General features: G+C 66.0%; 28 protein-coding genes. 18 read left to right on the forward strand and 10 right to left on the reverse strand.

Annotated features, from left to right (window positions below; all coding sequences use genetic code 11):
• Positions 1–92: 92 nt before the first annotated feature.
• A complete protein-coding gene (sseA, locus tag ACV7JP_RS12630) occupies positions 93–953 on the reverse strand; it encodes a 3-mercaptopyruvate sulfurtransferase (protein ID WP_457796027.1) in 861 nt (286 codons plus the stop codon).
• On the opposite strand from sseA, the gene ACV7JP_RS12635 reads away from it, so the two are divergent.
• Positions 940–1623 carry a hypothetical protein gene (locus tag ACV7JP_RS12635; RefSeq protein ID WP_457796028.1) on the forward strand — a complete coding sequence of 228 codons (684 nt, stop codon included), beginning with the start codon at positions 940–942 and terminating at the stop codon, positions 1621–1623. The two genes, sseA and ACV7JP_RS12635, sit on opposite strands and share 14 nt — an antisense overlap.
• 49 nt (positions 1624–1672) lie before the next feature.
• Positions 1673–2503: a DUF3108 domain-containing protein gene (locus ACV7JP_RS12640; RefSeq protein ID WP_457796029.1), complete on the forward strand. Its 831-nt coding sequence runs from the start codon at positions 1673–1675 to the stop codon at positions 2501–2503.
• A gap of 179 nt (positions 2504–2682) precedes the next feature.
• Here the strand turns inward: ACV7JP_RS12640 and ACV7JP_RS12645 are convergent, their stop codons facing one another.
• Positions 2683–3081, reverse strand: coding sequence for a DUF1190 domain-containing protein (locus ACV7JP_RS12645; protein ID WP_457796030.1), 399 nt, complete (start codon positions 3079–3081; stop codon positions 2683–2685).
• A gap of 839 nt (positions 3082–3920) precedes the next feature.
• Between ACV7JP_RS12645 and ACV7JP_RS12650 the strand changes: the two genes are divergently transcribed.
• Entirely contained in the window at positions 3921–4688 is a 768-nt protein-coding gene (locus ACV7JP_RS12650) for a LuxR C-terminal-related transcriptional regulator (protein ID WP_457796031.1), read from the forward strand.
• Between the two features lie 34 nt (positions 4689–4722).
• Here the strand turns inward: ACV7JP_RS12650 and ACV7JP_RS12655 are convergent, their stop codons facing one another.
• Together ACV7JP_RS12655 and ACV7JP_RS12660 are read right to left on the reverse strand one after the other, a co-directional pair.
• On the reverse strand, positions 4723–5520 hold the full coding sequence (locus ACV7JP_RS12655; protein ID WP_457796032.1) for a YdcF family protein: 798 nt from the start codon (positions 5518–5520) through the stop codon (positions 4723–4725).
• A gap of 167 nt (positions 5521–5687) precedes the next feature.
• The gene (locus ACV7JP_RS12660; RefSeq protein WP_457796033.1) at positions 5688–7367 is read right to left on the reverse strand and encodes an electron transfer flavoprotein-ubiquinone oxidoreductase; all 1680 of its coding nucleotides are present in this window, start codon (positions 7365–7367) and stop codon (positions 5688–5690) included.
• 233 nt (positions 7368–7600) lie between these two features.
• Here ACV7JP_RS12660 and ACV7JP_RS12665 point away from each other — a divergent pair, with 233 nt between their 5' ends.
• From ACV7JP_RS12665 to ACV7JP_RS12685, 5 genes are all read left to right on the forward strand, one after another.
• Positions 7601–8587, forward strand: a complete 987-nt coding sequence (locus tag ACV7JP_RS12665; protein ID WP_457796034.1) for an HlyD family secretion protein — start codon at positions 7601–7603, stop codon at positions 8585–8587.
• Positions 8588–8672: 85 nt separating this feature from the next.
• Positions 8673–9614, forward strand: a complete 942-nt coding sequence (locus ACV7JP_RS12670) for an ABC transporter ATP-binding protein (RefSeq protein ID WP_457796035.1) — start codon at positions 8673–8675, stop codon at positions 9612–9614.
• A complete protein-coding gene (locus ACV7JP_RS12675) occupies positions 9611–10792 on the forward strand; it encodes an ABC transporter permease (protein ID WP_457796036.1) in 1182 nt (393 codons plus the stop codon). Before ACV7JP_RS12670 ends, ACV7JP_RS12675 begins: the two co-directional genes overlap by 4 nt.
• 54 nt (positions 10793–10846) lie before the next feature.
• Positions 10847–11059, forward strand: coding sequence for a hypothetical protein (locus ACV7JP_RS12680; RefSeq protein WP_457796037.1), 213 nt, complete (start codon positions 10847–10849; stop codon positions 11057–11059).
• Positions 11060–11216: 157 nt separating this feature from the next.
• On the forward strand, positions 11217–12611 hold the full coding sequence (locus ACV7JP_RS12685; protein WP_457796038.1) for a cytochrome B6: 1395 nt from the start codon (positions 11217–11219) through the stop codon (positions 12609–12611).
• 260 nt (positions 12612–12871) lie between these two features.
• Here the strand turns inward: ACV7JP_RS12685 and ubiA are convergent, their stop codons facing one another.
• Together ubiA and ACV7JP_RS12695 are read right to left on the reverse strand one after the other, a co-directional pair.
• Positions 12872–13822 carry a 4-hydroxybenzoate octaprenyltransferase gene (gene ubiA / locus ACV7JP_RS12690; RefSeq protein WP_457796039.1) on the reverse strand — a complete coding sequence of 317 codons (951 nt, stop codon included), beginning with the start codon at positions 13820–13822 and terminating at the stop codon, positions 12872–12874.
• On the reverse strand, positions 13819–14271 hold the full coding sequence (locus ACV7JP_RS12695) for a hypothetical protein (protein WP_457796040.1): 453 nt from the start codon (positions 14269–14271) through the stop codon (positions 13819–13821). Before ACV7JP_RS12695 ends, ubiA begins: the two co-directional genes overlap by 4 nt.
• Positions 14272–14424: 153 nt before the next feature.
• On the opposite strand from ACV7JP_RS12695, the gene ACV7JP_RS12700 reads away from it, so the two are divergent.
• On the forward strand, positions 14425–15177 hold the full coding sequence (locus ACV7JP_RS12700; protein WP_457796041.1) for a 16S rRNA (uracil(1498)-N(3))-methyltransferase: 753 nt from the start codon (positions 14425–14427) through the stop codon (positions 15175–15177).
• A gap of 240 nt (positions 15178–15417) precedes the next feature.
• Positions 15418–15717 carry a hypothetical protein gene (locus ACV7JP_RS12705; RefSeq protein ID WP_457796042.1) on the forward strand — a complete coding sequence of 100 codons (300 nt, stop codon included), beginning with the start codon at positions 15418–15420 and terminating at the stop codon, positions 15715–15717.
• A gap of 61 nt (positions 15718–15778) precedes the next feature.
• On the opposite strand, the gene ACV7JP_RS12710 is transcribed toward ACV7JP_RS12705, so the two are convergent.
• Entirely contained in the window at positions 15779–16522 is a 744-nt protein-coding gene (locus ACV7JP_RS12710; protein WP_457796043.1) for a class I SAM-dependent methyltransferase, read from the reverse strand.
• 308 nt (positions 16523–16830) lie between these two features.
• Positions 16831–18219 carry a glutamate--cysteine ligase gene (locus ACV7JP_RS12715; RefSeq protein ID WP_457796044.1) on the reverse strand — a complete coding sequence of 463 codons (1389 nt, stop codon included), beginning with the start codon at positions 18217–18219 and terminating at the stop codon, positions 16831–16833.
• A 295-nt stretch (positions 18220–18514) separates the two neighbouring features.
• Here ACV7JP_RS12715 and ACV7JP_RS12720 point away from each other — a divergent pair, with 295 nt between their 5' ends.
• Complete coding sequence (locus ACV7JP_RS12720) at positions 18515–18679, forward strand: Flp family type IVb pilin (protein WP_457796045.1); 165 nt, start codon at positions 18515–18517, stop codon at positions 18677–18679.
• A 53-nt stretch (positions 18680–18732) separates the two neighbouring features.
• On the opposite strand, the gene ACV7JP_RS12725 is transcribed toward ACV7JP_RS12720, so the two are convergent.
• Positions 18733–19599 (reverse strand): DUF937 domain-containing protein, encoded by an 867-nt coding sequence (locus ACV7JP_RS12725; protein WP_457796046.1) that lies wholly within the window; start codon positions 19597–19599, stop codon positions 18733–18735.
• 270 nt (positions 19600–19869) lie between these two features.
• On the opposite strand from ACV7JP_RS12725, the gene ispH reads away from it, so the two are divergent.
• The 7 genes from ispH (at position 19870) to ACV7JP_RS12760 (ending at position 26333) form a co-directional block, all read left to right on the forward strand.
• Complete coding sequence (gene ispH / locus ACV7JP_RS12730) at positions 19870–20838, forward strand: 4-hydroxy-3-methylbut-2-enyl diphosphate reductase (protein ID WP_457796047.1); 969 nt, start codon at positions 19870–19872, stop codon at positions 20836–20838.
• Between the two features lie 27 nt (positions 20839–20865).
• On the forward strand, positions 20866–21813 hold the full coding sequence (gene thrB / locus ACV7JP_RS12735) for a homoserine kinase (protein ID WP_457796048.1): 948 nt from the start codon (positions 20866–20868) through the stop codon (positions 21811–21813).
• Positions 21810–22259, forward strand: coding sequence for a ribonuclease HI (gene rnhA / locus ACV7JP_RS12740; protein WP_457796049.1), 450 nt, complete (start codon positions 21810–21812; stop codon positions 22257–22259). Before thrB ends, rnhA begins: the two co-directional genes overlap by 4 nt.
• Positions 22260–22524: 265 nt before the next feature.
• Positions 22525–23934: an OmpA family protein gene (locus ACV7JP_RS12745; RefSeq protein WP_457796050.1), complete on the forward strand. Its 1410-nt coding sequence runs from the start codon at positions 22525–22527 to the stop codon at positions 23932–23934.
• 22 nt (positions 23935–23956) lie between these two features.
• On the forward strand, positions 23957–24655 hold the full coding sequence (locus ACV7JP_RS12750; RefSeq protein ID WP_457796051.1) for a hypothetical protein: 699 nt from the start codon (positions 23957–23959) through the stop codon (positions 24653–24655).
• On the forward strand, positions 24652–25428 hold the full coding sequence (locus tag ACV7JP_RS12755; RefSeq protein WP_457796052.1) for a pentapeptide repeat-containing protein: 777 nt from the start codon (positions 24652–24654) through the stop codon (positions 25426–25428). The genes ACV7JP_RS12750 and ACV7JP_RS12755 overlap by 4 nt, the downstream gene beginning before the upstream one ends.
• The gene (locus tag ACV7JP_RS12760) at positions 25425–26333 is read left to right on the forward strand and encodes an ROK family protein (RefSeq protein WP_457796053.1); all 909 of its coding nucleotides are present in this window, start codon (positions 25425–25427) and stop codon (positions 26331–26333) included. The genes ACV7JP_RS12755 and ACV7JP_RS12760 overlap by 4 nt, the downstream gene beginning before the upstream one ends.
• Here the strand turns inward: ACV7JP_RS12760 and ACV7JP_RS12765 are convergent, their stop codons facing one another.
• Positions 26334–26492 (reverse strand): hypothetical protein, encoded by a 159-nt coding sequence (locus ACV7JP_RS12765; protein WP_457796054.1) that lies wholly within the window; start codon positions 26490–26492, stop codon positions 26334–26336. It lies immediately after the preceding gene.
• Positions 26493–26555: the final 63 nt, after the last annotated feature.

A 26555-nucleotide genomic window follows, 5' to 3' on the forward strand; every position in this document is an offset into this window, starting at 1 on the left:
TGGCCAATCGGTTGGCGCCGAAATCGCCTTCGGCGCCGCCTTTCCGAACCGGCAGCCTAAAAAATAGGCTGTATATGCCTAATAATTAGGCGCTAATCGACATAGGCGACGACCGGCAGGTCGAGCCGCGCGCCCCATTCCGACCAGGAGCCGTCATAAACCGCCGCCATGGGATGGCCGGCGGCCGCGAAAGCGAGGCTGAGGATGCACGCGGTCATTCCGGAGCCGCAGCTCGCAATGGTCGCCCGCCCGGGATCGACGCCCGCCGCGGCGAAGGCCGCCTCCAGGCCGGTCCTGTCCTTCATCTTTCCGCTCTCGACGACGTTCCCGAAAGGCAGATTATAGGCGCCGGGCATATGGCCGGAACGCAGGCCGGGACGCGGCTCGGCCGCGCGCCCCATGAAGCGCTCGGCGGAGCGCGCATCGACCACCTGCGCCGCGCCGCTGTCGAGCGCGGCGTTCACCTTCGCCCAATCGGCGACGAGCCCGGGATCGAATTTGATCGTGAAGGGGCGCGGCTCCCGGGCGAATTCGCCCGTGCCGAGCGGGCGGCCCTCGGCCGTCCAGGCGGGCAGGCCGCCGGCGAGGATGGAGACCTTCTCGACTCCAAAAACCTTCATCGTCCACCACAGGCGCGGCGCCGAGAAAAGCCCGATGCTGTCATAAATGATCGCGTGCATGCCGTCGCCGAAACGCGCGCGCCGCATCTCCTCGGCGAACGCCTCCGGCGAGGGAAGCATATGCGGCAGGCCGGTCGAATGATCGGCGACGCCGTCAATGTCGAAGAAGACGGCGCCGGGAATATGCCCGGCCTCATATTCCGCGCGCGCATTCCGGTTCGCCGCCGGCATGTGCCAGGAGGCGTCGAATGCGAGAATGTCAGGCGAGGCGAGATTCTCCGAGAGCCATTGGGTGGAGACGAAAAGAGTGGCGGGGTCGATGGCCTGGGGCATTGCGTCTGTTGCTTTCGTCCTTGGGTCTTCGCTCGCGCGTCATGCGGGCGCGCATGACGCCGATTGTCATTGCGACGGCGCGCCGCCGCATTTCCTCCGCGCTCGGCTCGGCGGACAAATGTCGGCGCGATATGTTGCGTTGGCGCGCGCTCCTGTCGCGTCGTCGTTCGCCGTTCAGGCGCTGCTTGCATCCAACGCCGCCACAGTGACAATACGCCGATTCGATTCTCACTGTCTCGGGCTCAAGGTCGTCATGCTCGAAATCCCCGGCAAAGCCTGCGGCGCCTGCTATTTCTGCTGCAAGGTTCTCGAAATCGAGGAGATGAAGAAAACCGCGGGCAAGCTCTGCGCGCATTGCGTGACGACGGGCGGCTGCGGGATCTACGCCACGCGTCCGCAAGTCTGTCGCGACTATCATTGTCAGTGGAAGGAAGATCGCGGCCTGCCCGCGACCATGCGGCCCGACAAGGTGGGAACGCTGCTGATGGACGACCCCGACAGCGACGAGTACCACGCCGTCTGCGACCCGGAAAAGCCGTTTTCCTGGCGCAATCCTCTCATATTCAAGCATCTCGTCGCGGAGGCGAAGGCCGGCCGCATGGTTGTCGCGAAAGCGGGCCTGCGCGCCTGGCGCATTTATGCGGACGGACATTGGCAGGAGTCGGCGTGACGCTTCCTTCCGCGGCGCGCGGCGCAACCAGCATCGGCATGGAGCGGATATGAGTTCGAATTCGACGCGCGCTTCGCCTGCGGTCGGCTCCGCCGTCGCCGCGCTGGCGCTTTGCGCGGCCGGCGGCGTCCGCGCCGAGACGATCAAGGCGCATTACGCGCTGAGCCTGATGGGGCTCTCGATCGGCAGCGCCTACGCCGCAGGCGTTCTCGAGCCGCAGAACTACCGCGTCGACATCACGATGCGCACCTCGGGCCTCGCCAATCTCGTCAACAACACCAAGGGCGCCGCGACCGCGAGCGGCGGTTTGACGCCGGTCGGCCCGTCGCCGACCTCCTACGCCAATACGACGACGAATAGCGAGGAAACGCGCACGGTCCGCATGGCGCTCGCGAGCAACGCCGTCCGCGCCGTCGAAGTGAAGCCGGAGCCCTGGGACGTCGATCAGCGCGTGCCGGTGACCGACGGAAACAAGAAGCGCGTCGTCGATCCCGTGAGCGCGCTCATCATGAGCGTGCCGCAGGGCGAGGATCTTGCCGGGCCCGCGGCCTGCAACCGCACCATCGCGGTTTTCGACGGCGTGACGCGTTTCGACGTGGCGCTCTCCTACGCCGGCGCGCATACGGCGCAGACGCGAGGCTATTCGGGGCCCGTCGCGGTCTGCGCGGCGCGCTACACGCCGATCGCCGGCCACCGTCCCGACAGCCGGTCGACGCGCTACATGGCCGAGAATCGCGACATCAACGTCTGGCTCGCGCCGCTGCCCGAGGCCCATGTCGTCGTGCCGATCCATATCGACATCAAGACGGGCGCGGGCGAGCTCGTCATCGAGGCCTCGGACTTCCAGATCGGCTCCAGGCACGCGGATTCGGCGCGTTAGCGGCGGTTCCGTTCGGATAGGGAAGTTGGCTTTGTAGAAGACCCGCCGAAGAGCGGCAGGCGTTCCTCCCCGTCATTGCGAGCGGAGCGAAGCCATCCAGAGCGGCGATGGCGGCCTCTGGATGGCTTCGGAGCTCACGCTCCTCGCGATGACGGCGGAAATATCGGCGGAAAGGCCGCTCAGTCGATCCGGACTTCCTTCGTCGTCTTCCGGTTGCGGCGGTCGGCCTCATATTCGAGGTAGCGGATTTCCCGCGGCTCGCCGTCGCCCCGCAGGCAGAAGGCCGGGCGCGGCGAGAAGCCGCCGGCCGGGTTCTCGAAGCAATCGGTGAAGCGCAGCTCGCATTGGAACATGGTTTCGGTCGTCGGCGCGGCGCGCGCGGCGACGGCCCGGGCCGTCGCCACCGCCCCCTTGCAGAGCGCGGCGTCGAGCCCCCAGGCCTGGCAATCGGCGACGCTCGACATGTATTTGCCGTCTTCCGAACAGGCGGGCGCCGCACGCCGCGCATAGAAGAAGGAGAATCCGGCGGCCGCCAGCGCGACGAGGGCGACGATAGTTTTCAAGGGCGTATTGGCCATGACCGCTCGCATTGTTAACTGCGCGGACATTAGTCGCCCGCCATGATGCGCGGCAAGCGCAAACTCGGCCGATCGGCGCCGCGCCGCGACAACTCGTCGCCGGAGGGCGCCGCGCCGCATCCCGCATGTCGCTTGACAAGGGTCAGCGACTACAATAGTTCGTTGGCTCACCGCATTTGGGAACCACAGACGACAAGCTGTGGAGCAATTTGGCTCACCGGGCGCGGACAGGGCCGAACAGATATGCGCCCGCCCTTTCGAGGTTCGCGTTCATACGCGATGGGAACATGTCCGCGATGCGATCCTAAATCGTGAATCTGACAAGTCCGTCTCCGACGGCGGACCAGATGGCAGCATGTCGGCTAATGGTTAGAACCGACAGTATAAGTGTGACAGAAGGAGGAGATAATGGGCGCTATTCTCGAACTCACCAGCTATGCGGCGACCCCGGTCGGCATGATCGCGATCATCGTCATCGGCGCGGCTGCTTACTTCGCTGCTCGCTGGATCTTCACGGACTAATTCAGCGCACCCAGCATCCTGTTAGAGGCGCGGCGCGTCGGCCCTTGCCGATGCGACGCGCCTAATTTTTTGGCTCGTTCAAAAGTTGATTCGTCGCCTTGCGGAAGAAGGCTTGCGTCATCCCGCTTCCCGAGTATTCTAGCGCGACGTCCACCACCAACGGGTAGGTGGATCGTCTAAGTCGTTTTCGGCAAACGCCGCCCATGACGGGCGCAGAGACGACGTTATTCAGGTTTTTATGGCTCTCGCGGAAGGCTCGCGCGAGCCTGGAGGAGATGATGGCGCCTACCTCTTCGATTAGGGCCAGCGAAGATCGAATGGATATCGTCCGGGCGACCGGCGAGGGCGAGTCCAAGGCGCGGTCTTGGCCCGAGAATGACGACGGCGCCGCCGCTCGGGCCGCCGGCCGCATCGATGTCGCCATCGCCGACAAGAGCCCGTTGATCCTCGCGGGGCTCGACAAGCTTCTTTCCGACGACAAGCGCTTCAATCTCGTTCTCAAGGTCACGGACGGCGAAGAGTTTCTTGAAGCGGCCCGGCAGCAGAAATTCGCCATCGCGGTCATTGGCTGGCAATTGCCGACGCTGCATGCGCGCGACGTGCTGCGCGCGCTCTCGCGTCAGGTTTCCGCGCCCAAGATCGTCGTCTATAGCGGCACCAACGATCCCGCCGCGCCGGCCGAGACGCTGCAACTCGGCGGCGCCGGCTTCGTCTCCAAGCGCGCTCCGCCGGAGCGCCTGCTTGACGTGCTCGCCGCCGTCGCCGCCGGCGACATGGTCTTTCCCTTCGTCGACATCCGCAAGATGCGCAGCGATCCGCTGGAGAATCTGACGCTGCGCGAAAGAAGCCTCCTGTCGGCGCTGGGCTCGGGCCACACCAACAGCCAGCTCGCCAAGGATTTCGGCGTCTCGATCAACACGATCAAGTTTCACCTGCGCAATCTGTTCGAGAAGCTCGAAGTGCGCAACCGTGCCCAGGCCATCGCGCTCTTTCTCGAGATGAAGCATGGGAGCTGGCCCGGCGGCTCCGGCGGCCGCAGCATGGAGCCGACGACCACGACCAGAGGGCGGCGGCGTTCCGAATAGCGGCGCCCGCCCATCCGCGCCTTAACGCGTGTCGCTATGGCGCCGGAAACAGCGCGTCGGTCTTGCCTGTCAGCCAATAGGCGGCGAGGCCGACCCATTCATGCGCGGCGAATTCCGCGAGCGTGAAATTTCGCGAGGCGTGGCGCGGCAGGCCGAAGCCGTTTCTGAAATCCGCAGTCGTGCGATAGTCGACGGGATAGGCGACGACCTGAAATCCCGCCTTGCGGAAAATGCCGATCGACCGCGGCATGTGCATCGCCGAGGTGACGAGCAGCCAGCGCTCGCCTGGCCGCGGCTTGACGAGGTCGCGCGTGAAAATGGCGTTCTCGAATGTGTTGCGCGATTTGTCCTCATAGAGAATGTCGCCCTGATCGAGGCCGACCTCCCGCCAGAATTTCCGCACCGTGCCCGCCTCGGTATATTGCGAGCCGCGCAACGCCGCCGTGCCGCCGGTGAAGACGATGCGCGCCTTCGGATAGAGGCGCCGCAAGGCGAGGGGGGCGGTGAGGCGCTCGGCGGCGTCGGCAAGCGTGACGCGGCCGAGCGCGCCGCTCAGATTCTCGTCGACGGAGCCGCCGAGCACGACGATTCCGTCCGGCGCCGGCGCGTCATCGGGCGACGGCCGGAAGCGCGCCTCGAGCGGCACGGCGACGAGGCCGGGAAGCGGCGAGAAGCCGAGGATCAACAGCAGCGCGATCCCGCCGCCGGAAAGCGCGCAACCCGCGCGTCGATAGCGCGTGAAAGAGAGAAGAACGCCCAGCGCGCCGATGAAGAGCGCGAGATGGGTGGGCGTGGCGAGGAACTCGAAGATTTTGGAGAGGACGAAGAACATGCGGGCTCGCAGGCTATGGCGGGCGTCGCCCCCTCTCCCGGCATGCGGGGAGAGGGTAGGGGTGAGGGGCGAGCCAAATTACGGACGTCGAAAAAACCAGCATGCGTTAATGCCGCCCTGCCCCTCACCCTAACCCTCTCCCCGTTTCACGGGGAGAGGGAACAGGCTTACATATTCGGATAGTTCGGCCCGCCCGAGCCCTCCGGCGGGACCCAGGTGATGTTTTGCGCCGGGTCCTTGATGTCGCAGGTCTTGCAGTGCACGCAGTTCTGCGCGTTGATCACGAAGCGCGGATCGCGCTTCGTCGCTTCGTCGCCATAGACGACTTCATAGACGCCCGCCGGACAATAGAGCCGCGCCGGCTCGCCATAGATCGGCAGATTCCTCTCGATCGGAATCGACGTGTCGCTCAGCAGCAGATGCACCGGCTGGTCTTCCTCATGATTCGTGTTCGAGACGAAGACCGAGGAGAGCTTGTCGAAGGCGGGCTTCTGCGTGAGCTTTTGATAGACGATCGGCGTCACTTCCGAGAGCGGCTTCAGGCAGGCGTAATCCGGCTTGCCATGCGGCTGCGTGCCGAAGAAGGAGAAGCCGAAGAGCGAATTGGTCCACATGTCGAGCCCGCCGAGCGAGGCGCCGATATAAGTTCCGTATTTCGACCAGAGCGGCTTGACGTTGCGCACCGGCTTCAGATCGCGGCCGATGTCGGAGGCGCGCCAGGCGCCGTCATAAGCGGCCACTTCGTCATGGGCGCGGCCCTCGGCGATCGCCGCCGCGACATGATCGGCGGCGAGGATGCCGGAGAGGATGGCGTTGTGCGAGCCCTTTATGCGCGGGACGTTCATGAAGCCCGCCGCGCAGCCGACGAGCGCGCCGCCGGGGAAGACGAGCTTCGGCACGCTCTGCCAGCCGCCTTCGGTCAGCGCGCGGGCGCCATAGGCGAGGCGCTCGCCGCCTTCCAGCGTCGGCGCGATCATCGGATGGCATTTGAAGCGCTGGAACTCGTCGAAGGGCGAGAGCGTCGGATTCGAATAATTGAGATGCACGACGAAGCCGATCGACACGAGGCCGTCCTCGAAGTGATAGAGGAAGGAGCCGCCGCCCGTGTCGGATTGCAGCGGCCAGCCGAAGGAATGCTGCACCAGGCCGGGCTTGTGCCGCTCCTTCGAAATGCGCCAAAGCTCCTTGAAGCCGATGCCGAATTTCTGCACGTCGCTCGACTTGCACAGATCATATTTCGCGAGAATCTGCTTTGTGAGCGAGCCGCGCGCGCCTTCGGCGAAGAGCGTGTATTTGCCGCGCAGCTCCATGCCGCGCGTAAAGCTGTCCTTCGGCTTGCCGTCGCGGCCGACGCCCATGTCGCCCGTGGCGACGCCCGTCACTTCGCCATTCTCGCCATAGAGAATCTCGGCGCCGGCGAAGCCCGGATAGATTTCGACGCCGAGATTCTCGGCCTCGGAGGCCAGGAAGCGGACGACATTGGCGAGCGAGCCGATGAAGTTGCCGTGATTGTTCATCAGCTTCGGCATCAGGAAATTGGGCAGGCGGACGCCGCCCTTTTCGCCGAGCAGATAGAACTGGTCGTCATGGACCTGGGTCTTGAGCGGCGCATCGTCCCGCTTGCGCCAATCGGGGAGGAGGCGGTCGAGGCCGATCGGATCGATGACCGCGCCGGAAAGAATATGGGCGCCCGGCTCCGAGCCCTTTTCGATGACGACGACGGAAAGGTCGGGCGCGACCTGCTTGAGGCGAATCGCGGCGGCGAGGCCGGCGGCGCCCGCGCCCACGATCACCACGTCATAGTCCATCCCTTCGCGCTCAGGCAATTCCGTGATCTCTTCAGACATTTCCGATCCTTTTTCGCGTCCTCTTCGCACACGCGTCAAAGCACTGTAGCCTTTTTCCCTCCGGCGCGCCAAAACTGGACGCCAAAGCCTTCGGCCGGGCGGCGCCGCGCTTCGGAGACCTGTCCCTTGATGTCCTGCTCCTCCCGGCCTGTCGCCCTTGGGCTTGAGGCCTTCGCCCGCGCCGGCCTTTTCGACTTGCGCTCGGCCGGCTCCGCCGTCGAAAGGTCGCGGGCATGATGCGGCTGGCTCTGATCGTCGCCGCGCTCGCCTTGGCCTTCGCCTGGTTCGGCTTCCGCGAACCGCCCGCCGCATCGGATGCGTTTCTCGGCTATGTCGAGGGCGAGACGCTCTATATCGGTCCCAATGAGGGCGAGCGGCTCGCCTTGCTGCGGGTCTCGGCCGGCTCCGTCGTCAAGGCGGGCGATCCGCTTTTCGCCATGGCCACGCCGCTCCTCAACCGGAGTCGCGATGAGGCGACGGCGCGGATCGGGCAATTGGAGGCGCAGGTCGAGAATTTGCGCGCCGCCATGAACCGGCCGGAGCAGATCGCCGTCCTGCAGGCCGGGCTGGAGCGGGCGGAAGCGGCGCTGGTCCTGTCCCGGAACGACTATCAGCGCCAGCGCAAGCTTTTCTCGGAGGGACATGTCGCGAAAGCCGCGCTCGATCGCGCGGAGATGGCGCTCAAGCGCGACGAGGCGAGCGTGAAGGAGGCGCGCCGGCAGGTGGAGGCGGCGCGCATGTCCGGCCGCTCGCAGGAGATCGAGGCGGCGGAGGCGGCCTTGGGCCAGGCGCGCGCGCAATTGCAGGCGATCGACATCCGCATCTCGCGCCAAAGCGTGAAAGCGCCGGCGAACGGGGTCGTGCAGGACGTGTTCTTCCGCCCCGGCGAGGTGGTGAACGCCGGCCAGCCGGTGGTCGCCTTGCTGCCGCCCGAGAACCGCAAGGTGCGCTTCTATGTGCCGGAGCCGAGGCTCGCAGGCGTGCGCGTCGGCGGGCGGGTCAAGGTCGCCTGCGACGGCTGCCCGGACGATCTCTTCGGCCTCATTTCCTTTGTGGCGAGCCGGCAGGAATATACGCCGCCAGTGATCTTCAGCGATATTGAGCGCGCGAAGCTCGTTTTCAAGGCGGAGGCGCGGCTCGAGGGCAAGGCGCGGGAACTGCCGCTCGGCATGCCGGTTGCGGTGACGCCGATCGAGGCGAGCGGCGAGGCCTCAAGATGAAAGCCGCAGCTTCGTCATTGCGAGGAGCATATGACGGAGTCGGGCATACCCGACTTCGAAAAAAGCGACGGGAGGCGGGTCGCCCATGACGGAGGAAGCCCCGCGCGCGCCCGACATCGCCATCGACGTCAAAGGCCTTACCAAGGTCTTCGGGACCAAGAAGGTCGTGGACAATCTCAGCCTCACCGTCGCGCGCGGACATATTCAAGGCTTTCTCGGCCCCAATGGCAGCGGCAAGACGACGACGATCCGCATGCTTTGCGGGCTCCTCACGCCGGATAGCGGCGAGGGGCGGTGCCTGGGCTTCGACATCCGCAAGGAGCAAGAGAAGATCAAGCGTCATGTCGGCTATATGACGCAGGGCTTTTCGCTCTATCGCGATCTCACCATCCGCGAGAATCTCGAATTCGTCGCGCGCATCTACGGGCTCGAGGCGCCGGAGGAAGCCGCGCAGGCGGCGCTGGAGCGGCTCGGGCTCACGGCGCGCGCCGGCCAGCTTGCGGGCGAACTCTCCGGCGGCTGGAAGCAGAGGCTCGCGCTCGGCGCCTGCATTCTGCCCGGCCCGGCGCTGCTCCTGCTCGACGAGCCGACGGCGGGCGTCGATCCCAAGGCGCGGCGCGACTTCTGGGACGAGATCCATCATCTCGCCAATGAGGGCCTGACCGTCCTCGTCTCGACGCATTACATGGACGAGGCCGAGCGCTGTCACGAGATCGCCTATATTCTCGACGGCAGGCTGCTCGTCTCCGGCACGATCGAGAAGATCGTCGCCAATGCCGGCCTCACCACCTATGTCGTTTCGGGCGAGGGCCTCGACGCGCTCGCGGAAGCGCTCCGGCATGCGCCGGGCGTCGACATGGTGGCGCGCTTCGGCGCCGCTCTGCATGTCGGCGGGCGCGACGCCGCCGCGATGGAGGCGATCGCGCGGCGCCACGCCAGCCCGTCGCAGCGCTGGGCGCATGACGAGGCGACGCTCGAAGACGTCTTCATCGATTTGATGACCCGCAACGGTCGGAGCGGTCAATGACGGATGCGCCGGGACATTCGCCGGTCAGGCCCGCGCGGCGGGGCGCCGCCGCGCAATCCTGGCAGCGGCTCGTCGCCATGTTCGTGAAGGAGTTCATCCAGCTCCGCCGCGACCGTCCGACGCTGGGCATGATCGTCGGCATTCCGCTCATCCAGCTTCTGCTCTTCGGCTACGCCATCAATACCGATCCCAAGCATCTGCCGACCGCGGCGCTCGTCTCCGACGACGGCCCCATGGCGCGCGCAATGATCGGCGCCCTGCGCGCGACCGATTATTTCGACATCAAATATTTCGCCAAGGGAGAGGCTGACGCGGACGAGCTGATCCTCTCCAACAAGGCGCAGTTCGTCATCCAGATCCCGCCCGATTTCTCGCGGCGGCTCGTGCGCGGCGAGCGCCCCTCGGTCCTGATCGTCGCCGACGCCACGGATCCGACCGCGACGGGTGGCGCGGTCGCGGCGGCGCTCGGCGCGGCCAGTCAGGCGCTCGATCGGGAATTGACCGGGCCGCTCGCCACGCTCGCGCAAAATGCGCCGCCTTTCGATTTGCAGGTGCAGCGCCGCTACAACCCCGCGGGCGAGACGCGCCGCAACATCGTGCCGGGCCTTATCGGGACGATCCTGACCATGACGATGCTGATCTACACGGCGCTTTCCGTCACGCGCGAGATCGAGCGCGGGACGATGGAGGCGCTGCTCGCCATGCCGGTGAAGCCCGTCGAGATCATGCTGGGCAAGATCGCGCCCTATATTCTCGTGGGCGCGGTCCAGATGGCGACGATCCTGATCGTCGCGCGCTTTCTCTTCGGCGTGCCGGTCGTCGGCTCGCTTTTCGTGCTCGGGCCGCTGACGCTGCTTTTCATCGTCGCCAATCTGTCATTGGGCTATACGCTCTCCACCGTCGCCGCGAACCAGCTTCAGGCGATCCAGATGACCTTCTTTTTCTTTCTTCCGAGCATATTGCTCTCGGGCTTCCTCTTTCCCTTCTACGGCATGCCGATCTGGGCCCAATATATTGGCGAGGCGCTGCCGCTTACCCATTATCTGCGCATCGTGCGTTCGGTGATGCTCAAAGGATCCGGCTTTCTCGAACTGACGACGGACGCCGGCGCCTTGGCGCTTTTCACGGTCGTCGCCATGAGCGTCGCCGTGATGCGGTTCCGCCAGACGCTGGATTAGGCGCCGTTGACGGCGTGCGGCCAACGCTTAACATCGAGGCAAATGGAGGCAGCCATGTCCGAGCCCGACTCCGATCCGATCACGCGCTTCAACAATATTCTCAAAGTGGCGGCCATCCTCGCGCTGGCGCTGATGAGCTACAATCTCTGGTCTTTTTTCAGCAGCAGCCGCTATCAGGCTCTGTGCGGCGCCTCTTATTGGGAGCTCAGCCGCTCGCAGCTCGACGCCTGCCTGGATCAGAAACGCAGTCTCGAAGACGGAAAATGAGCGCAAGGGCGGCGACCGTGACGAAAGCGCCGTCGCCGCGACGACGCGCCTGGGGCAGGAACCAATAGCGCCTATCGACGTTCAAGAAAGGCATGTCGTCGCAAGTCGAGCGGGCGGTTCGAACCCGCAGACGGGCTTCCGTCCCAGGAGAAGACCCATGTCGCAGCGCGCGATCGCATTTCTTTCACCGGCGCTCGTTTTTCTTTCCGTATCCTCCGTTTTCGCTCAGTCCCTGCCGCCTGACTCCACCTATCGGCCGCTCCCCGCCAAACCTTTCGAGACCGTGAAGGCCGAGGACGAAGCGCATAAGCAGGAAATAACGCGCCAGCAGCAGAGCTTGTTGCAGGAACGCTACGATCTGTCGGACCGGCCCGCGCCTGGCGTGAAAATGTCCGGGGGACGCAAGGCGGTGCAGGCCGGCGTGCGCGTCAAACTTCCCCGGGGCGCCACGTGGGATAGTCTCGCGGCGCTGGCCCCGGAAGAAATTCGTCAGCGAAAGCTGCTGCCCGCCGGTTTCATGCCCCTGCCGCATATTAAGCAGGAGACGGGCGGACAGGTGTTTCCGAAGGAACAAATCGACGAAATCAACCGGCAGGAGAAGCGGGACCTCAAGCGCTTCGACGTCGATTTCGATTTGCCCAGCCAGTTCACGCCCGAGTTTCCTCCGCCGATTTTTCTGACGACCCGCCCTGATCTCGGCGACGTTTCCCGAGGCGAGCTTCTGACCATCAAAAACCACTATAAATTGATGGTCGGGATTCTCACGCCGGTGCAGCTCGAAGGATTGCGCCTGCTATTGACGCCTTTCCCTCAGGAGGAATTCAATCAGACGGAAGACCGCAAGGTCGCCGAGCAATCGCTCGGCGTGACGTGCCTCGACTGTCACTCCAATTTCAACACCAACGCGGCTTTCCACCTGACGCCGGACATACGGCCGCAGGCTTCGCGCTTCCGCCTCGATACGGTCAGCCTCAGAGGCATGTTCAACCAACAGATTCACGGCTCAAAGCGTTCTCTGCGCTCGGTCGAGGATTTTACCGAGTTCGAACAGCGGACCGCCTATTTCAATGGCGACCATGTCAGCGCGCAACGCAAGGGCGTCCATCTGCCCAATCGCGCGGACCAGGTGGCGATGATGGCGCAGATGCAGAATATCATCGATTTTCCGCCTGCGCCGAAACTCGATCCGACAGGCCGTCTCGATCCGGCAAAGGCGACGCAAAAGGAGCTCGCCGGGGAAAAACTGTTTCTGGGCAAAGGCCGCTGCGCTGAATGCCACCTTCCGCAGACGAGCTTCCTCGACAACAATATGCACGATCTGAAGCTCGAGCGCTTTTATGAGCCTCGCCAAACCATCAATGGGCTGGCCGTCGCGCCCGACGGCCCGATCAAGACCTTCACGCTGCGCGGCATAAAGGACACGCCCCCCTATCTGCATGACGGCCGCCTGCCCACGCTCGCGGATACGGTCGAATTTTTCAACCTCGTGCTGGGCGTGAAGCTGACGCAGGAAGAGAAGGACGCGCTCGTAGCCTACATGCTCGCGCTATGATCTGCCCCGTCATTGCGAGCGGAGCGAAGCAATCCAGAGCCGCATCACGGCTCTGGATTGCTTCGTCGCTTGCGCTCCTCGCAATGACGGCGCGGGCGGTTCTGTCGGAGTAGGGAAGCCGCGCTTTGTAGAAGAGCCCGCCGAAGAGCGGCGGCGTTGCTCCCGTCATTGCGAGCGGAGCGAAGCAATCCAGAGCCACATCACGGCCCTGGATTGCTTCGTCGCTTACGCTCCTCGCAATGATGGCGCGGGCGGTTCTGTCAGAACAGGTAAGTCGCGCTCTGTAGAAAGAGCCCGCCGAAGAGCAGCAGGCCGGCGTCCCGGTTCGAGCGAAACAACGCCAGCGCCGTTTCCGGCGGCGCGTCCGCGCGCGTGAGCGAAACCTGCCAGGCGAGATGCGCCGCATAGGCCGCGACGCCCAGCCAGCAGAAAAATCCGCCGCCGATCATGTAAATTGCGAGCGCCGCGCAAAGCGCGGAGCCGGCGTAAAGCGCGCTTACGGCGCGCTTCACCTGCGCGCCGAAGAGGCGCGCCGTGGAGCGCACGCCGGCGATGGCGTCGTCGCGCACATCCTGCAGCGCGTAGATCGTGTCGAAGCCGATCGTCCAGAGAATGCAGCTTGCGTAAAGCAGCAAGGCCGGCGCGGCGAGCGAGCCCGTTATCGCCGTCCAGCCGAGCATTGCGCCATAGGCGAAGGCGAATCCGAGGATCGCCTGCGGCCAGGAGGTGAAGCGCTTGGCGAAGGGATAGACCAGCACGATCAGCGGCGAGAGAAAGCCGAGGGCGATCGTGTAGCCGTTGAAGGAGAGCAGCACGAAGAGGCCGATCAGGCATTGCGCGACGATGAACCACAGCGCCGCGCGCGGGGCGATCCGGCCGCTCGCGAGCGGACGGTTGCGCGTGCGCTCGACCTTCGCGTCGATTTCGCGGTCGACATAGTCGTTATATGTGGAGCCGGCGCCGCGCATCGCGACGGCGCCGATGAAGAAGAGAGTCAGATGCCACGGTTTCGGCCCCTGATGCAGCGCCGCCGAGGCGAGGGCGCTCGATTCCCAGCAGGGGAGGAGCAGCAGCCACCAGCCGATCGGGCGGTCGAGCCGCGCGAGCTGGATATAGGGGCGCAATCCCGCTGGCGCGTGGCGCCAGAGCGGATGGTCCGATTGCGAATCGGGGAGGGCGGCGTCGTCGCCGCGTTCCCGCGCGAGGCTCACAGCGGTCCGGAGGGAAGCTTCGGCGGAGCGCCCATGCCGCCGCCATTCGCCGCCTGCTCGCGCTGCTGCTGCTGCATCTGCTTCATCTTGGCGGCGACGGTGCAAGCCTGGCTTGCGAAATTCTTCGTCTTGGCGCCCGCCTGCCGGAAGCCGTCAATGACATTGTCCGGAATGGCGCACCAGTCCTTGTTCTTGTTCATATAGGCCAGCATCTCGTTCTCGATGCCGACGAGCTTTCTGGCGGCGGGGCAGGCGGCGTTCGGGTCCATCTTGCCCTTGCCGGCCTTGCCCAGGCTGTTGAGCGCCTGGATCTGCGCCATGCGCCGCTCCGTCAGCTTCTGGAAGTCCTCCTGGCAGGACTGCGCATGGGCGACGCCCGCGCCGGCGACGATCGCCGTTAGCGACAGGCCCGCGACGAAGCGCGAGAAAGAGACGGCGCTGATCTTCATAAGGCACGATCCGCTTTCCAATGGGGCTTTTCTGTTAACAGCAGGCTTGCCGCCCACGCAAGTTTTGGCCAACCTGTCCGCGAACACGGCCGCGTCATGACGGCCAAAATGAGGCGGACCCGCGGGTCCCGTCCCGCCAGACTGGGCTTCATCTTGCCACATTACGATTTTTCCGCGCAAAGGCTCTTCGTGGAGGTTGCGCTCGCTCCCGGCCTCGCTTTCGCGCCGCCGCCCGAGTCGCTCAATTATCTCCTCAACGTGCTCCGGCTGCGCGAGGGAGATTCGATCCTCCTCTTCAACGGGCGCGACGGCGAGTTTCTGGCGCATATCGCCGAGACGACGAAGCGCTCGGCGAAATTGCGCGTCGAGAAGCTCCTGCGCGCGCAGACGCCCGCCGCCGATCTCGAATATTGCTTCGCGCCGCTCAAGCAGGCGCGGCTCGATTATATGGCGCAGAAGGCGACGGAGATGGGCGCCGGCCGCCTCGCGCCGGTCATCACGCGCCGGACTCAGGTCCGCCGCGTCAATCCGGCGCGGCTGCGGGCCAACGCCGTCGAGGCGGCCGAGCAGTGCGGCATATTGACCGTGCCGGAGGCGGCCGAGGCGGTGGAGCTGCCCGATTTCCTCGCCCGTTTTCCGGCGGAGCGACTCCTCGTCTTTTGCGACGAGGACGCGCCGATCGCCAATCCGTTGCAGGCGCTGTCGGGCCGACGGGGCAAGGGCGTCAGCCTGCTCGTCGGGCCGGAAGGCGGATTTGACGACGCCGAACGCGCCGCCATCGCGCGCGCGCCCAACGTCGTGACGCTCTCGCTCGGACCGCGCGTGCTCCGCGCCGACACGGCGGCCGTCGCAGCTCTCGCCATATTGCAGGCCACGATTGGAGACTGGAGCCGTAACCCTTTGTAAGGCGTGCTTAACCAGTTCTTTCTCGTTTACCGAAAATAAATCGGATCGTGTTGCTATTCCACAACACCGGATGCGTTCCCGAATATCGGGACACGATCCTGCCACGATGTTTGGGTCTAGTGCCCAAATCGCGGAAACGAGTCGGACGACATGTCGCCGGGGGCGTTTTCGCAAAGGAATTGGGTTCGAGATTTCGGCGCTCCGTGTGGCGCCGCGATCGGAACAGAGGCTGACCGCCACATGATGTTTGCCGATTTCCGTCCCCTCGCCCTGACGGGAGCCGTCGCGTTCGCCGCGTCGCTTTCCGTGTCCGCCGCCAAAGCCGAGACGCCAAACCACTGCGCGCGTTATGGCTCCGATTATGTCGCGGTCGCGGGGTCGAATGGCTGCGTGAAGATCGGCGGTCATGTCCGCGTCGACAACATCGCTCGCGCGCCGGCTGCGCCCATGGGTTATGCGGCGGTCGCCGACGGCGTGCAGCGCACCTCCCATCTCCAGCCGATGGCGCCCTTCGGACTGAACGATCTTTTCCCGCGCTGAATTCAAGGCGGGTTCGCTTTAAAAAAACCGCGCTCGGCGCGGTTTTTTTATGCAAGCAGGCTTATGAGCGGAGCTCGTAATAGGCCACGATTTCCTTTTGCGTCATTGGCCGCTCGCTCTTCGATCCGAAGAAAAATACGCCGCAAGCCGCGTCTTCATTGGCTCGTCCTCTCATGAATCGGTCCAGGAGCCGTATCCAGAAGACCGGGGCGACGAGCGCCGTCGCCAGCGGCCTTCTCACGCCCAAAGCGCGAAAAAAATAAAGAAGCGACCAAACCGTCGCCGTCCCAGCGCCGCCCACCGCGCCCGACTCAATCTCCTCGAAGCGGCGAAACAGCCAGCGATGCCCGCTCAAGGTGAATCTTGTGAAATCATAGGCGGCTTCGTGAACCTGCTGCATGAAGGGCGTGTCGCCATAGACCAGGCCGGACGGCTTCAAGACGCGGTATATCTCGGCGACCACGGCAGGCGGGTCGAGCACGTGCTCCAGCACGGCTTGTATCCAGACGCCATCGAAAACAGCGTCGCGGAAGGGAAGGGAATGTCCGTCGGCAACCAGTTTCGTATGCGGCGAGGCATAAACGTCGGCGCCGATCACTTCGACGTCCGGATCGGAGTATAAGTCCTCCGCGCCGGATCCGATCGCGCCTCCCCCGATGACCAGAATGACGGGGCGCGAGCCGCGTCGTTTCAGGCGCGCCCGGAAGGAGGCGGCTATCCTCTCCGCGACGAGATTCCGGCCGCCAATGACGGCGCCGCCAATGAGCGCCCGCAGATCGCGACCGTTATCGTTGCGGGCGAGCACGGACCCGCTTCCCTGATGATAGGAGGAGCGGTCGAAAACGCTTCGTTCGAAGTCAATGAGAACCCGCTGCCCGTCAGCATTGGGAAAGCCCGTTACTGCGTATGCGCAGGACGCATTGCGGCACTTGATGTTTCCTTCGACCAGTCGAAGCTCGCCCCGGCAACGGGGACATTGGAGCAACCTCAATATTTCTCGCATATACGCTCGCAGGGCGCGACGCTCTCGGGCGTCAGACCGAGCGAAAATAGCGGGCTATGATTATAGGGCAATGCATCTTTGGATATAGGAGGTCCGACGGCCGCCTGAAATTACAGGGGGATCACGCAATCCCTGAAGGCGCCGTCGACCGAGCCGCCCCAGGCGCCGTGATAGAGATCGAGCCGCCGCCGCGCGAGCGTGCGGCCTTCGTCGAGGATCTTATCCAAAGGCGCGAGATAGATCGTCTCGTCCTCGCCCCGCGCGTTTCGATAGGCGCGGCGTTTCAGCCCATCGCGCGCGAGATCGAGAATGTCGCGCCCGATTTCCCGCAGGCTGCGGCCTTCGATCGTCGCGTCGAGCGCGAGGGAAGGAACGTCCTCGCGCAGCTTCTGCCGCGCCGCCGCGTCCCATCCCCGGGTGATCTGGCGCGCCTGATCGAGCGCCGCCGAATCATAGAAGAGGCCGGCGAAAAGCGCGGGCAGGGCGGTCATATGCTCGCGCGGGCCGCCATCGGCGCCGCGCATTTCGAGATAGGTCTTGAGCCGCACCTCCGGGAAGATGGTGGAGAGGTGGTTGGCCCAGTCCGACATGACCGCGCGCTCCCCCGGAAGCTGCGGCAGGCGGCCGTCGAGCAGATCCTTGAAGCTCGCGCCCGCGACGTCGTGATAGACCTCGCCGCGCTTGACGAAATACATCGGCACGTCGAGCGCGTAATTGACATAGCGCTCGAAGCCGAAGCCCTCCTCGAAGGCGAAGGGCAGCATGCCGGTGCGGTCCGCGTCCGTGTCGAGCCAGATATAGGAGCGCTGCGACAGGCGTCCGGTCGGCTTGCCGTCGAGGAAAGGCGAATTGGCGAAGAGGGCGGTGACGAGCGGCTGCAAGGCGAGTCCGACCCGAACCTTCTGGACCATGTCGGCTTCGCTCGTGAAGTCGAGATTGGCCTGGATGGTCGCGGTGCGGAACATCATGTCGAGGCCGCGCGAGCCGACCTTCGGCATATAGCCCGCCATGATCCTGTAACGCTGCTTGGGCATGGCCGGCGTCTCGGCGCGCGACCATTTGGGACTCGCGCCGAGGTCGAGAAACTGGACGCCGAGCGAGTGGGCGACGCCCGCGAGGGCCGAAAGATGCGCGCCAAGCTCCTCGGCCGTGGCGTGGATGTCGATCAGCGGCGCGCCGGAGAGCTCGAACTGGCCGCCCGGCTCGATCGAGATGGCGCCGCCGCCTTCGGTCTGCGCCAGGCCGATCAGCGCGTCCCGGTCCATGATCGGCGCCCAGCCGGTCTCCTCCTCGACGCCTTCGAGGAGGCGGCCGACGCCGCAGCGGCCGTCAATGCAGGAATAGGGAACCGGCGCCAGCGTGTCCGCATAGAACGGGATCTTCTCATGCTCCGTGCCGATGCGCAGCGGCGCGCCGGAGGTCTTGCAACCGGCTGCGAGCCATTCCACGAGCGCGTCCCGGGACGCGATCGGAGTCGTATCTGTTACGTCGCGAGCCATGTTTAGCCAGAATTTTCCATAAGATAGGGTCGGAAAGACCAGAGGCGGGCGCCGGCGGGGCGCGGGATCGCGCGCCGCGCCGCTCAATTTTCCTGCGACGCCGACGCCGCTTCCTCGCGAACGGCGAGGATGGATTGCCGGAAAAGCCGACGGGACGCAAGAGCGCCGCCAAACGGGGACCACGGCGGCGCCCGCCAAGCCTTTCAAAAGCGGCGCCAGATGGAGCCGAAAACGTCGGCGTCGCAATTAAATCTTTAGAGAAGTTTCGGCTTTATCATTCGGCGGTGGAGGATAAATGCGCAGTTCTATTCGCCGATTTCTCGACGACAGGCGCGCCGCGACGGCGGTTGAATACGCCATGATCGCAATCATGGTCTCGGTGCTGATCATCGCGGGCGCGAAATCGACCGGCACGACTCTTTCGATAATGTATTTCGGCAAGCTGATCGGCGCCTTCTGACCGCGAAAGCGGCGAGACTTCCGCGGCCGCGCCGATCATGCGATGGCGGAATTTCAGCGCTTGCCGAGAATCTGGCCCAGAATGGCCTCCAGATCGGACGGCGCCTGCCCGGTCGGACGACCGCCGGCGTTCTGGCCGACCTGCAGCGTCTTCTTGATCTGCTCGATCGCTTCCTGAAGCGAAGCCTGGTCGAGTCCCGGGGGCAGGCCCGCCGGGCCCGAGCCGGCCGGGCCGGCGTCCACGTCGAGGGGGCCGCCGCGATCGAAGCCGCCGCCGGGACCGCGCGGCGCCGTTCCGCCGCCGGGAGGGGCGCGACGGCCGCCGAGCAGAGAGCCCAGAATGCCGCCGAGGAGACCGCCAAGGCCGCCGCCCGCGCCGCCGCGCGGAGCCGGCGTCGGGCCCGGCTGCGGGGCGGGGGCGCCGCCGCCGAGAATTTGTTCGAGGATCGGACCGAGCGCGCCGGAATTGGCGAGTTGCCCGAGAACGCCGCCAAGACCCTTCTCATTGATGGATTTCGTCAGGCCGCTGAGCAGCACCGAGGCCAGGATCGGCAGGAGCTGGCTCAGAATGTCCGCCCGCACGCCGGATTCGCGGGCCGCCGCTTGCAGCACCTGTCCCGTCGCCGTCGGCGAGCCGAAAAGTTCGGAGACGAGGTCCCGTCCGAACTCGACCGAATCGGCGCCTTGGGCGGCGTCGGGATCTTCGAAGAAGGAGTAGCGCGTCGTGGTCGCCAGCGCTCCGACCGTCTTTTCAAAGACCTGCGGCTCCTCGGCGGCGCGGTTCAGGCCGATGGCCAGCGCCGGCGCGAGCGCCTTGATGGCGGCGTCGATCTGCTCGTCGCTGAGGCCGAAGCGCTGCGCGAGATTGGCGACGAGCTGGCCGCCCTGCGCGGACGACAGAATGGACTCGAGATCGGACATTCGCTTCTCTCCCGCTGGAAATGAGGGGAGTTCGCCTCCCGTCTCTTCATCGGTCAAGGATGCTAGCGCAACGCCGGCCGAATCGATAGCCCGTCGCGGCGGAGGGCGCGTGCGCGCAATCGAGGGCGTTTGGGGCCGCTTGACAGACTCCGGCGGCCACGACATTGCTTCCAGCCGATCGACGCCACAAATGGGCGGACGTCCCTTATGGGCGAGACGCCGATACAGCCGCCGGCGAAGCCGCGCGGCGCCAGTGCCGAAGGCGCCCCAATGAATGTTCAGCCCCGCGGCGTCAAGCCGCCGCTCAGGATCCTTCTTTGCTCGCCGCGCGGTTTCTGCGCGGGCGTCGTCCGCGCCATCGACGCGGTCGAAAGGGCGCTCGCAAAATTCGGCCCGCCGGTCTATGTGCGCCATGAGATCGTTCACAATCGCTATGTGGTCGAATCGCTCAAATCCAAGGGCGCGGTCTTCGTCGAGGAGCTCGAGGAGATTCCCCGGACGGACGCGCCGGTGATCTTCTCGGCGCATGGCGTCGCCAAATCCGTCTCGGCGGAGGCGCAGGAGCGCAATCTGCTCGCGATCGACGCGACATGCCCGCTCGTCACCAAGGTGCATCGCGAGGCCGAGATCCACTGGAAGCGCGGGCGCCGCGTGCTGCTCGTCGGCCATTCCGGCCATCCGGAGGTCGTCGGCACCATGGGGCAGTTGCCCGAGGGCGCCGTGGTGCTCGTCGAGTCCGTCGACGACATCAAGAATTTGAGCCTCGAGGACGAGAACAATCTCGCTTATGTGACCCAGACGACGCTTTCGCTCGACGACTCGCAGGAGATCGTCAGCGCGCTGACCAAGCGCTTCCCGGCGATCGTCGGCCCGCACAAGGAAGACATCTGCTACGCGACCACGAACCGCCAGGCGGCGGTTAAGGAAGTCGCGCCGCATGTCGACGCGGTGATCGTCGTGGGCTCGCCCAATTCGTCCAACTCGCAGCGGCTCCGCGAGGTGGCGGAGCGCGCGGGCGCGCCGGCGCAGCTCGTGCAGGGCAAGAGCGAGATCGACTGGTCGCTCTTCGGCAATATCAGCGCGCTCGGCATCACCGCGGGCGCCTCGGCGCCCGAGGTTCTGGTCGAGGAGATCATGGACGCCTTCGCCGAGCGTTACGAGATCGCCGTCGAAACCGTCTCGACCGCGGATGAGAGCGTGTCCTTCCCGCTGCCCAAGGAGCTGCGGGCGATGGCCTGAAGGGGCGTTGCTCTCGGAAAGACGCCCATGGCCGTTTATACCCAGGTCGACGACGCGGAGCTGATCGCTTTTCTCGCGACCTACGACATTGGCGACCTCCTCTCCTGCAAAGGCATTGCGGAGGGGGTCGAGAACTCGAACTATTATCTGCATACGAGCGGCGGCAGCTTCATCCTCACGCTTTACGAGAAGCGCGTCGCCGAGGCCGATCTGCCGTTCTTCCTCGGCCTCATGGAGCATCTCGCGCGGCGCGGCGTCACCTGCCCGCAGCCGGTGCGCAACCGGGCCGGCGCGCCGCTGGGCCGGCTCGCGGGACGGCCCGCCGTGATCGTGACGTTTCTCGACGGCTATTCGGTTCATCACCCGGAAGTCGCCCATTGCGCGGCGCTGGGCGAAGCGCTGGCGCGGCTCCATCTCGCCGGCGCCGATTTCGAGTCGCGCCGCGCCAATGCGCTCTCCGTCGATTCCTGGCGCCCGCTCTTCGCGCCCTCGGCGGCGCGCGCCGACGAGGTGGAGGCGGGGCTGCGCGAGACCGTCGAGACCGAACTCGCTTATCTCGAAAAGCATTGGCCGCGCGATCTGCCGAACGGCGTCATCCACGCCGATCTCTTTCCCGACAACGTCTTCTTTCTCGGCGACCGGATGTCGGGGGTCATCGACTTCTACTTCGCCTGCAATGACGCCTACGCCTACGATCTGGCGATCTGCCTCAACGCCTGGTGCTTCGACGACGCGCATCGCTTCGAGACGGAGAAGGGCGCCGCGCTGCTCGACGCCTATCGGCGCGTGCGGCCGCTGATCCCGGCCGAGCTTGACGCCTTCCCGACGCTCGCGCGCGGCGCGGCGATCCGCTTCCTGCTGACGCGCTATGTCGATTGGCTGAACGTGCCCGTAGGGGCGCTGGTCAAGCCGAAGGACCCGCGCGAATATCTCGCCAAGCTGCGCTTCCACCAGACGGCCGGCGCCCTTTTATGACGAAGCGCGTCTCGATCTGGACCGACGGGGCCTGCTCCGGAAATCCCGGCCCCGGCGGCTGGGGCGCCATTCTGCGCTTCGGCGACCGCGAGAAGGAGCTTACCGGCGGCGAGGCGGCGACCACCAACAACCGCATGGAGCTGACGGCCGCGATCATGGCGCTCGAGGCGCTGACGCGGCCTTGCGCCGTCGATCTCTACACGGACTCGCAATATGTGCGCGGCGGCGTGACGTCATGGATCAAGGGCTGGAAGGCGCGCGGCTGGAAGACGGCGGACCGCAAGCCCGTGAAGAATGAGGAGCTGTGGCGGCGGCTCGAGGCGGCCGAAGCGCGGCACGACGTCGCCTGGCATTGGGTCAAAGGTCATGCCGGCGACGAGATGAACGAACGCGCCGACGCGCTGGCGCGCGCCGGCATGGCGCCTTTTCTTTCCTCTCGCCGATAGCGCCAACGCTTCTTTGGGGGCGGTCCTCCGTCCGACCCGTCGGCCGGAAATCGGAGCGGCGTCGCTTGGACCGCGCGCCCCTTGCAAGCGGCTCCATCGCGCCTATCTCAAACAACAGACCCAGGACTCTCTTCTCTCAGCCTATGGGGCGCGGAGCGACCGCGCCCCTTTTTGCGTTATCGTCTTGACACCCGCGCCCGCCAAGCAACCATGCGCGCAAGATGCGCGTCTTTGCTGATTCTCACCCGAAGGGGGCGGGACGTTCATGCACCAGCCCAAGAAGTGGTGGATCGGAGCGCCGGTCCTGGCGGGGCTCGTTTATGTCGCCGCGCAATCGCTGACGCCGCAGATCGAGGCGGCGCTCAAGGCGAACGTTTCGTCGCGTCTTTCCATCGACCCCGCGCGGATCGCCGTGGCGGGCCGCGACGTGACGATTTCGGGAGCCGCGCCCGGCCTGAAGGAGATGGCGGCCTTGCGCGCTGATTACGGCGTGCGGAAAATCGACGCGGCCGGCGGGGTTTCGCCGGCGGAGCCGTCCATCGCGCCGGCGGCGCCGGAGCCTCCGCCGCCGCCCCGCGAGCCTTATGTTTTCGCCGCGACGCTCGGCGAAAGCCTCGTCGCGCTCGACGGCAAATTGCCGAGCGAGTCGCTGCAAAAGCGGGCCGTCGCGCTCGCGGCCGCCGCCGGCGCGGGCCTTGCGGTCAGCGACGGCACGAAGATCGATGCGGCGGCGCCCCAGGGCGACTACGCCGCGGCGATCGAGACGGCGCTTGACGCGCTGCGGCGTCTTGCGACCGGCAGGGTTTCGCTCGCCGGAAGCAAGCTCGCCATTGAGGGCGAAGGCCGCGAGAATGTGCGCGCCGAGACCCTTGCCGCTGAGATCAAAGCGCGCCTCCCGCAGGGCTTCGAGCTTGCCCGGGCCGATGTCGCGCCGGGACCCGTGTCGCCTTACGTTTTTCAGGCGATGCGCGAAGGCCACAAGACGGTCCTCGCCGGCTTCGTCCCCGACGAGGCCACGCGCAACCGCATTGTCGACAATGCGCGGCGGCGGTTCTTCGATTCGATCGTCGAGGATCGGCTGACCCTCGCAAAGGGCGCGCCCGACAAATTCGCCGAGGCGGCCGGCGCGGGGCTCGCCGCGCTGGCGCGGATGGATAGCGGCAATCTCTTGATCGGCGACGGGAGCATGTCGCTCGCCGGCGCGGCGCGTTACGAGGGCGCGCGGGTCGAGATCGAGAAGACCTTCGAGTCGAGTCTGCCCAAGGGCTTCAAGGGCGAAACGCGCCTTGTCGCGCGCACGCCCGGCGCGCCGCTCGATGCGGCGGGCTGCCGCTCGGCCTTCTCGGAATTGTCGAAGACGCCGATCCGCTTCGAAGCCGACGACGCGATCTCGGACGAGTCGGCCGCGCTTCTCGACGCGCTGACGGTCGCGGCGCTGCGCTGCCGCGCCGTTCCGATCGAGGTCGCGGGGCATACCGACGACCGCGGCGTCGCCGAGCTCAATCGCGATCGCAGCAAGCGCCGCGCGAGTCTCGTCGTCGACCGGTTTTTGAAGGCTGGCGCCGATTCCTTCCATGTCTGGCCGATGGGATATGGCGGCGAGCGACCCATCGCGCCCAATGACGGCGACGACAACCGCGCGCGCAACTGGCGCATCGAATTCAACGTGAAATGACGGCGGGCGAAGGAGAGAATAGATGATCCATCTGCTCACGCTCGGCTGGCCCTGGCTCGCGGCGGCGCTCGCGCTCGGCGCGCTGGTCGGCTTCGTTACCTTCTCGCGGGCGAAGGACGCGATATTCTCCGGCGGCTGGGCCGTCGTCCTCGGCCTTATCGCGCTCGGCGCGGGCGCCGCCGTCTCCTATGCCGAAACGCTCGACGGGCGGGCCGCCGCCGCTTTCGATATCGGCCTCGCGCTCAGTCTCGCTTATGCGGCGGGGCTTCCGCTCGGCGGCTGGATGAAGTCGCTCGGCGGCGTCGAGGTCGAGAGGCCGAGGATCGCGCAAATCGCGCCGCCCGAGCCGATCGGCGTCGCGCGGACGCCCGCCATTGCGCAAGCGTCGCAGCCGGCGGCCGTCGTGACGGCGGCGGCCTCCGAGGCGGTCCTCGCGCCGGCCTCCGTCGCGAAGAAAGCGCCGCCCGGGGTCAAGCCCGAGACTCTCGCAAAGCCTCGCAACGGCGCGCCCGACGATCTCTCGCGCATCAAGGGCGTCGGTCCCAAGAGCCGCGAAAAGCTCTACGCGCTCGGGGTCTTCCATTATGATCAGATCGCGGCGTGGAATCTCGACAACGCCAAATGGATCGGCGCCGCCATCGGCGCGCCGGGCCGCGTCGAGCGGGACAAATGGATACAACAGGCGCGGGCGCTGGCCGGCGCCGGAGCGGAACAGGAATGAATGTGCGTCTTCTCGCGCGCGCCGCTTTCGCCGCGCTGTTTCTCTCGCCGGCCGCGCCGCGCGCGCAGGACATGCTGCAGGGCGTCGATCTTTTGCAGCCCGCTTATTCGCAATCGGAGATGACCCGCGCGGAGGTGGAGGCGGCGGTAAAAGCCGGCAAGGCGGATTTCTCCGGACGGAGCCTCAACGGCCTCGATCTTTCGGGCCTCGATCTTTCGGGCGCCAATTTCCGCGCCGCGCGTCTCAACAAGGCGCGTCTTTCCGGGGCGAAGCTTGACGGCGCCGTTCTCGATCAGGCGTGGCTGCTGCAAGCCGAGCTCACCGGCGCCTCGCTCAGAAACGCCCATGCTTTCGCGGCGCAGATGCAGAAGATGCGCGGCGACGGCGCGGATTTCTCCGGCGCGCGGCTTGCGGGCGACATGTCCGGCGCTTCGCTGCGCGGCGCGAAATTCAACGACGCAAATCTTTCCGCCGACATGAAGAACCAGTCGATGGGGCTGATGCGCGCCGTTCTGCGCTCGGCGATCCTCGAAGGCGCGCAGTTCCGAGGGGCCAATCTCATGAGCGCCGATCTGCGTTTCGCTCATGCGGCGGGCGCCGACTTCTCGCGGGCCAATCTCGCGAATGCGGATGCGTCCGGCGCGGATCTGACCGGCGCGCTCTTCTCGGGCGCGACGGCGAAGGATCTCGATCTCGACTCCGCGCGGATCGACGCGGGCTCGGAACAGGCGCTGGAGCAGGCGCGGCATCTCGACCGCGCCCGCCGTCAATGAGCGATTCGATCCGGATCGGCGTCGATCTCGGCGGCACCAAGATCGAGGCCGTCGCGCTCGGTCGCGACGGCGCCGTTCTCGCGCGCCGCCGCCTGCCGACTCCGGCCCATGATTATCAGGAAATCCTCCGCGCCATCGTCGCGCTCGTCGGCGACATCGAGTCCGAGACGGGGCGCCGCGGCTCGGTCGGCGTCGGCTCGCCGGGCTCGCTCTCGACCCATACCGGCCTGATCAAGGGCTCCAACACGCAGGTCGTGAACGGCAAGCCGCTCGACGCCGATCTCGCGGCGCGTCTCGGCCGCCCCGTGCGCGTCGAGAACGACGCCAATTGCTTCGCCTTGTCGGAGGCGGTCGACGGCGCGGGGCGGGGGGCGCGCGTCCTTTTCGGCGTCATCCTCGGCACGGGCGTCGGCGGCGGCGTCGTGGTGGACGGCAAGGCGATCTCGGGCCGCAATCATGTTGGCGGCGAGTGGGGGCATACGCCGCTGCCCTGGATGACGCGCGAGGAATATCCCGGCGCGCGCTGCTTCTGCGGGCATGACGGGTGCATCGAGACGTTCCTGTGCGGCGCGGGTCTCGCCCGGGAATACCGGCGCCGGACGGGCGCCGAGGCCGGCGGCCCGGACATCGTCGCGCGCGCGGCCAATGGCGAGGCCGGCGCGCTCGCCGCGCTCGACGCCTATCGGGGCCGCCTGTCCCGCGCCCTCGCCATGATCGTCGACATTCTCGATCCGGACGTGATCGTGCTCGGCGGGGGATTGTCGAACATCGCGCCCATTTATGACGGGCTGACCGATCGCGTGGCCGCGCACGCCTTCACCGATGCGCTGGACACGAAAATCCTGCGCAATGTTCACGGCGATTCCGGCGGCGTGCGGGGCGCCGCCTGGTTGTGGCGCGAATGACTAACGCCGATTTGCGAGACGCATGATCTGCGTCTGCGCGGCTTTCGCCGTCAGGCTGAGGCCCTCGAACACGGTTCGGGTCGTCTCGCCATGGAAGAAATGGCCGTCCATGGTCATGAAGGCGGCGAGAAAGCTCGCGATGAAACCTATTCTGGCCATGCCGCTTCGGGCTGCGAACCCCTCCTCATGTGGATCCATGAAGTCATAGCGAAACGGGTTTGC

It is taken from the genome of Methylocystis sp. S23 (assembly GCF_054106005.1).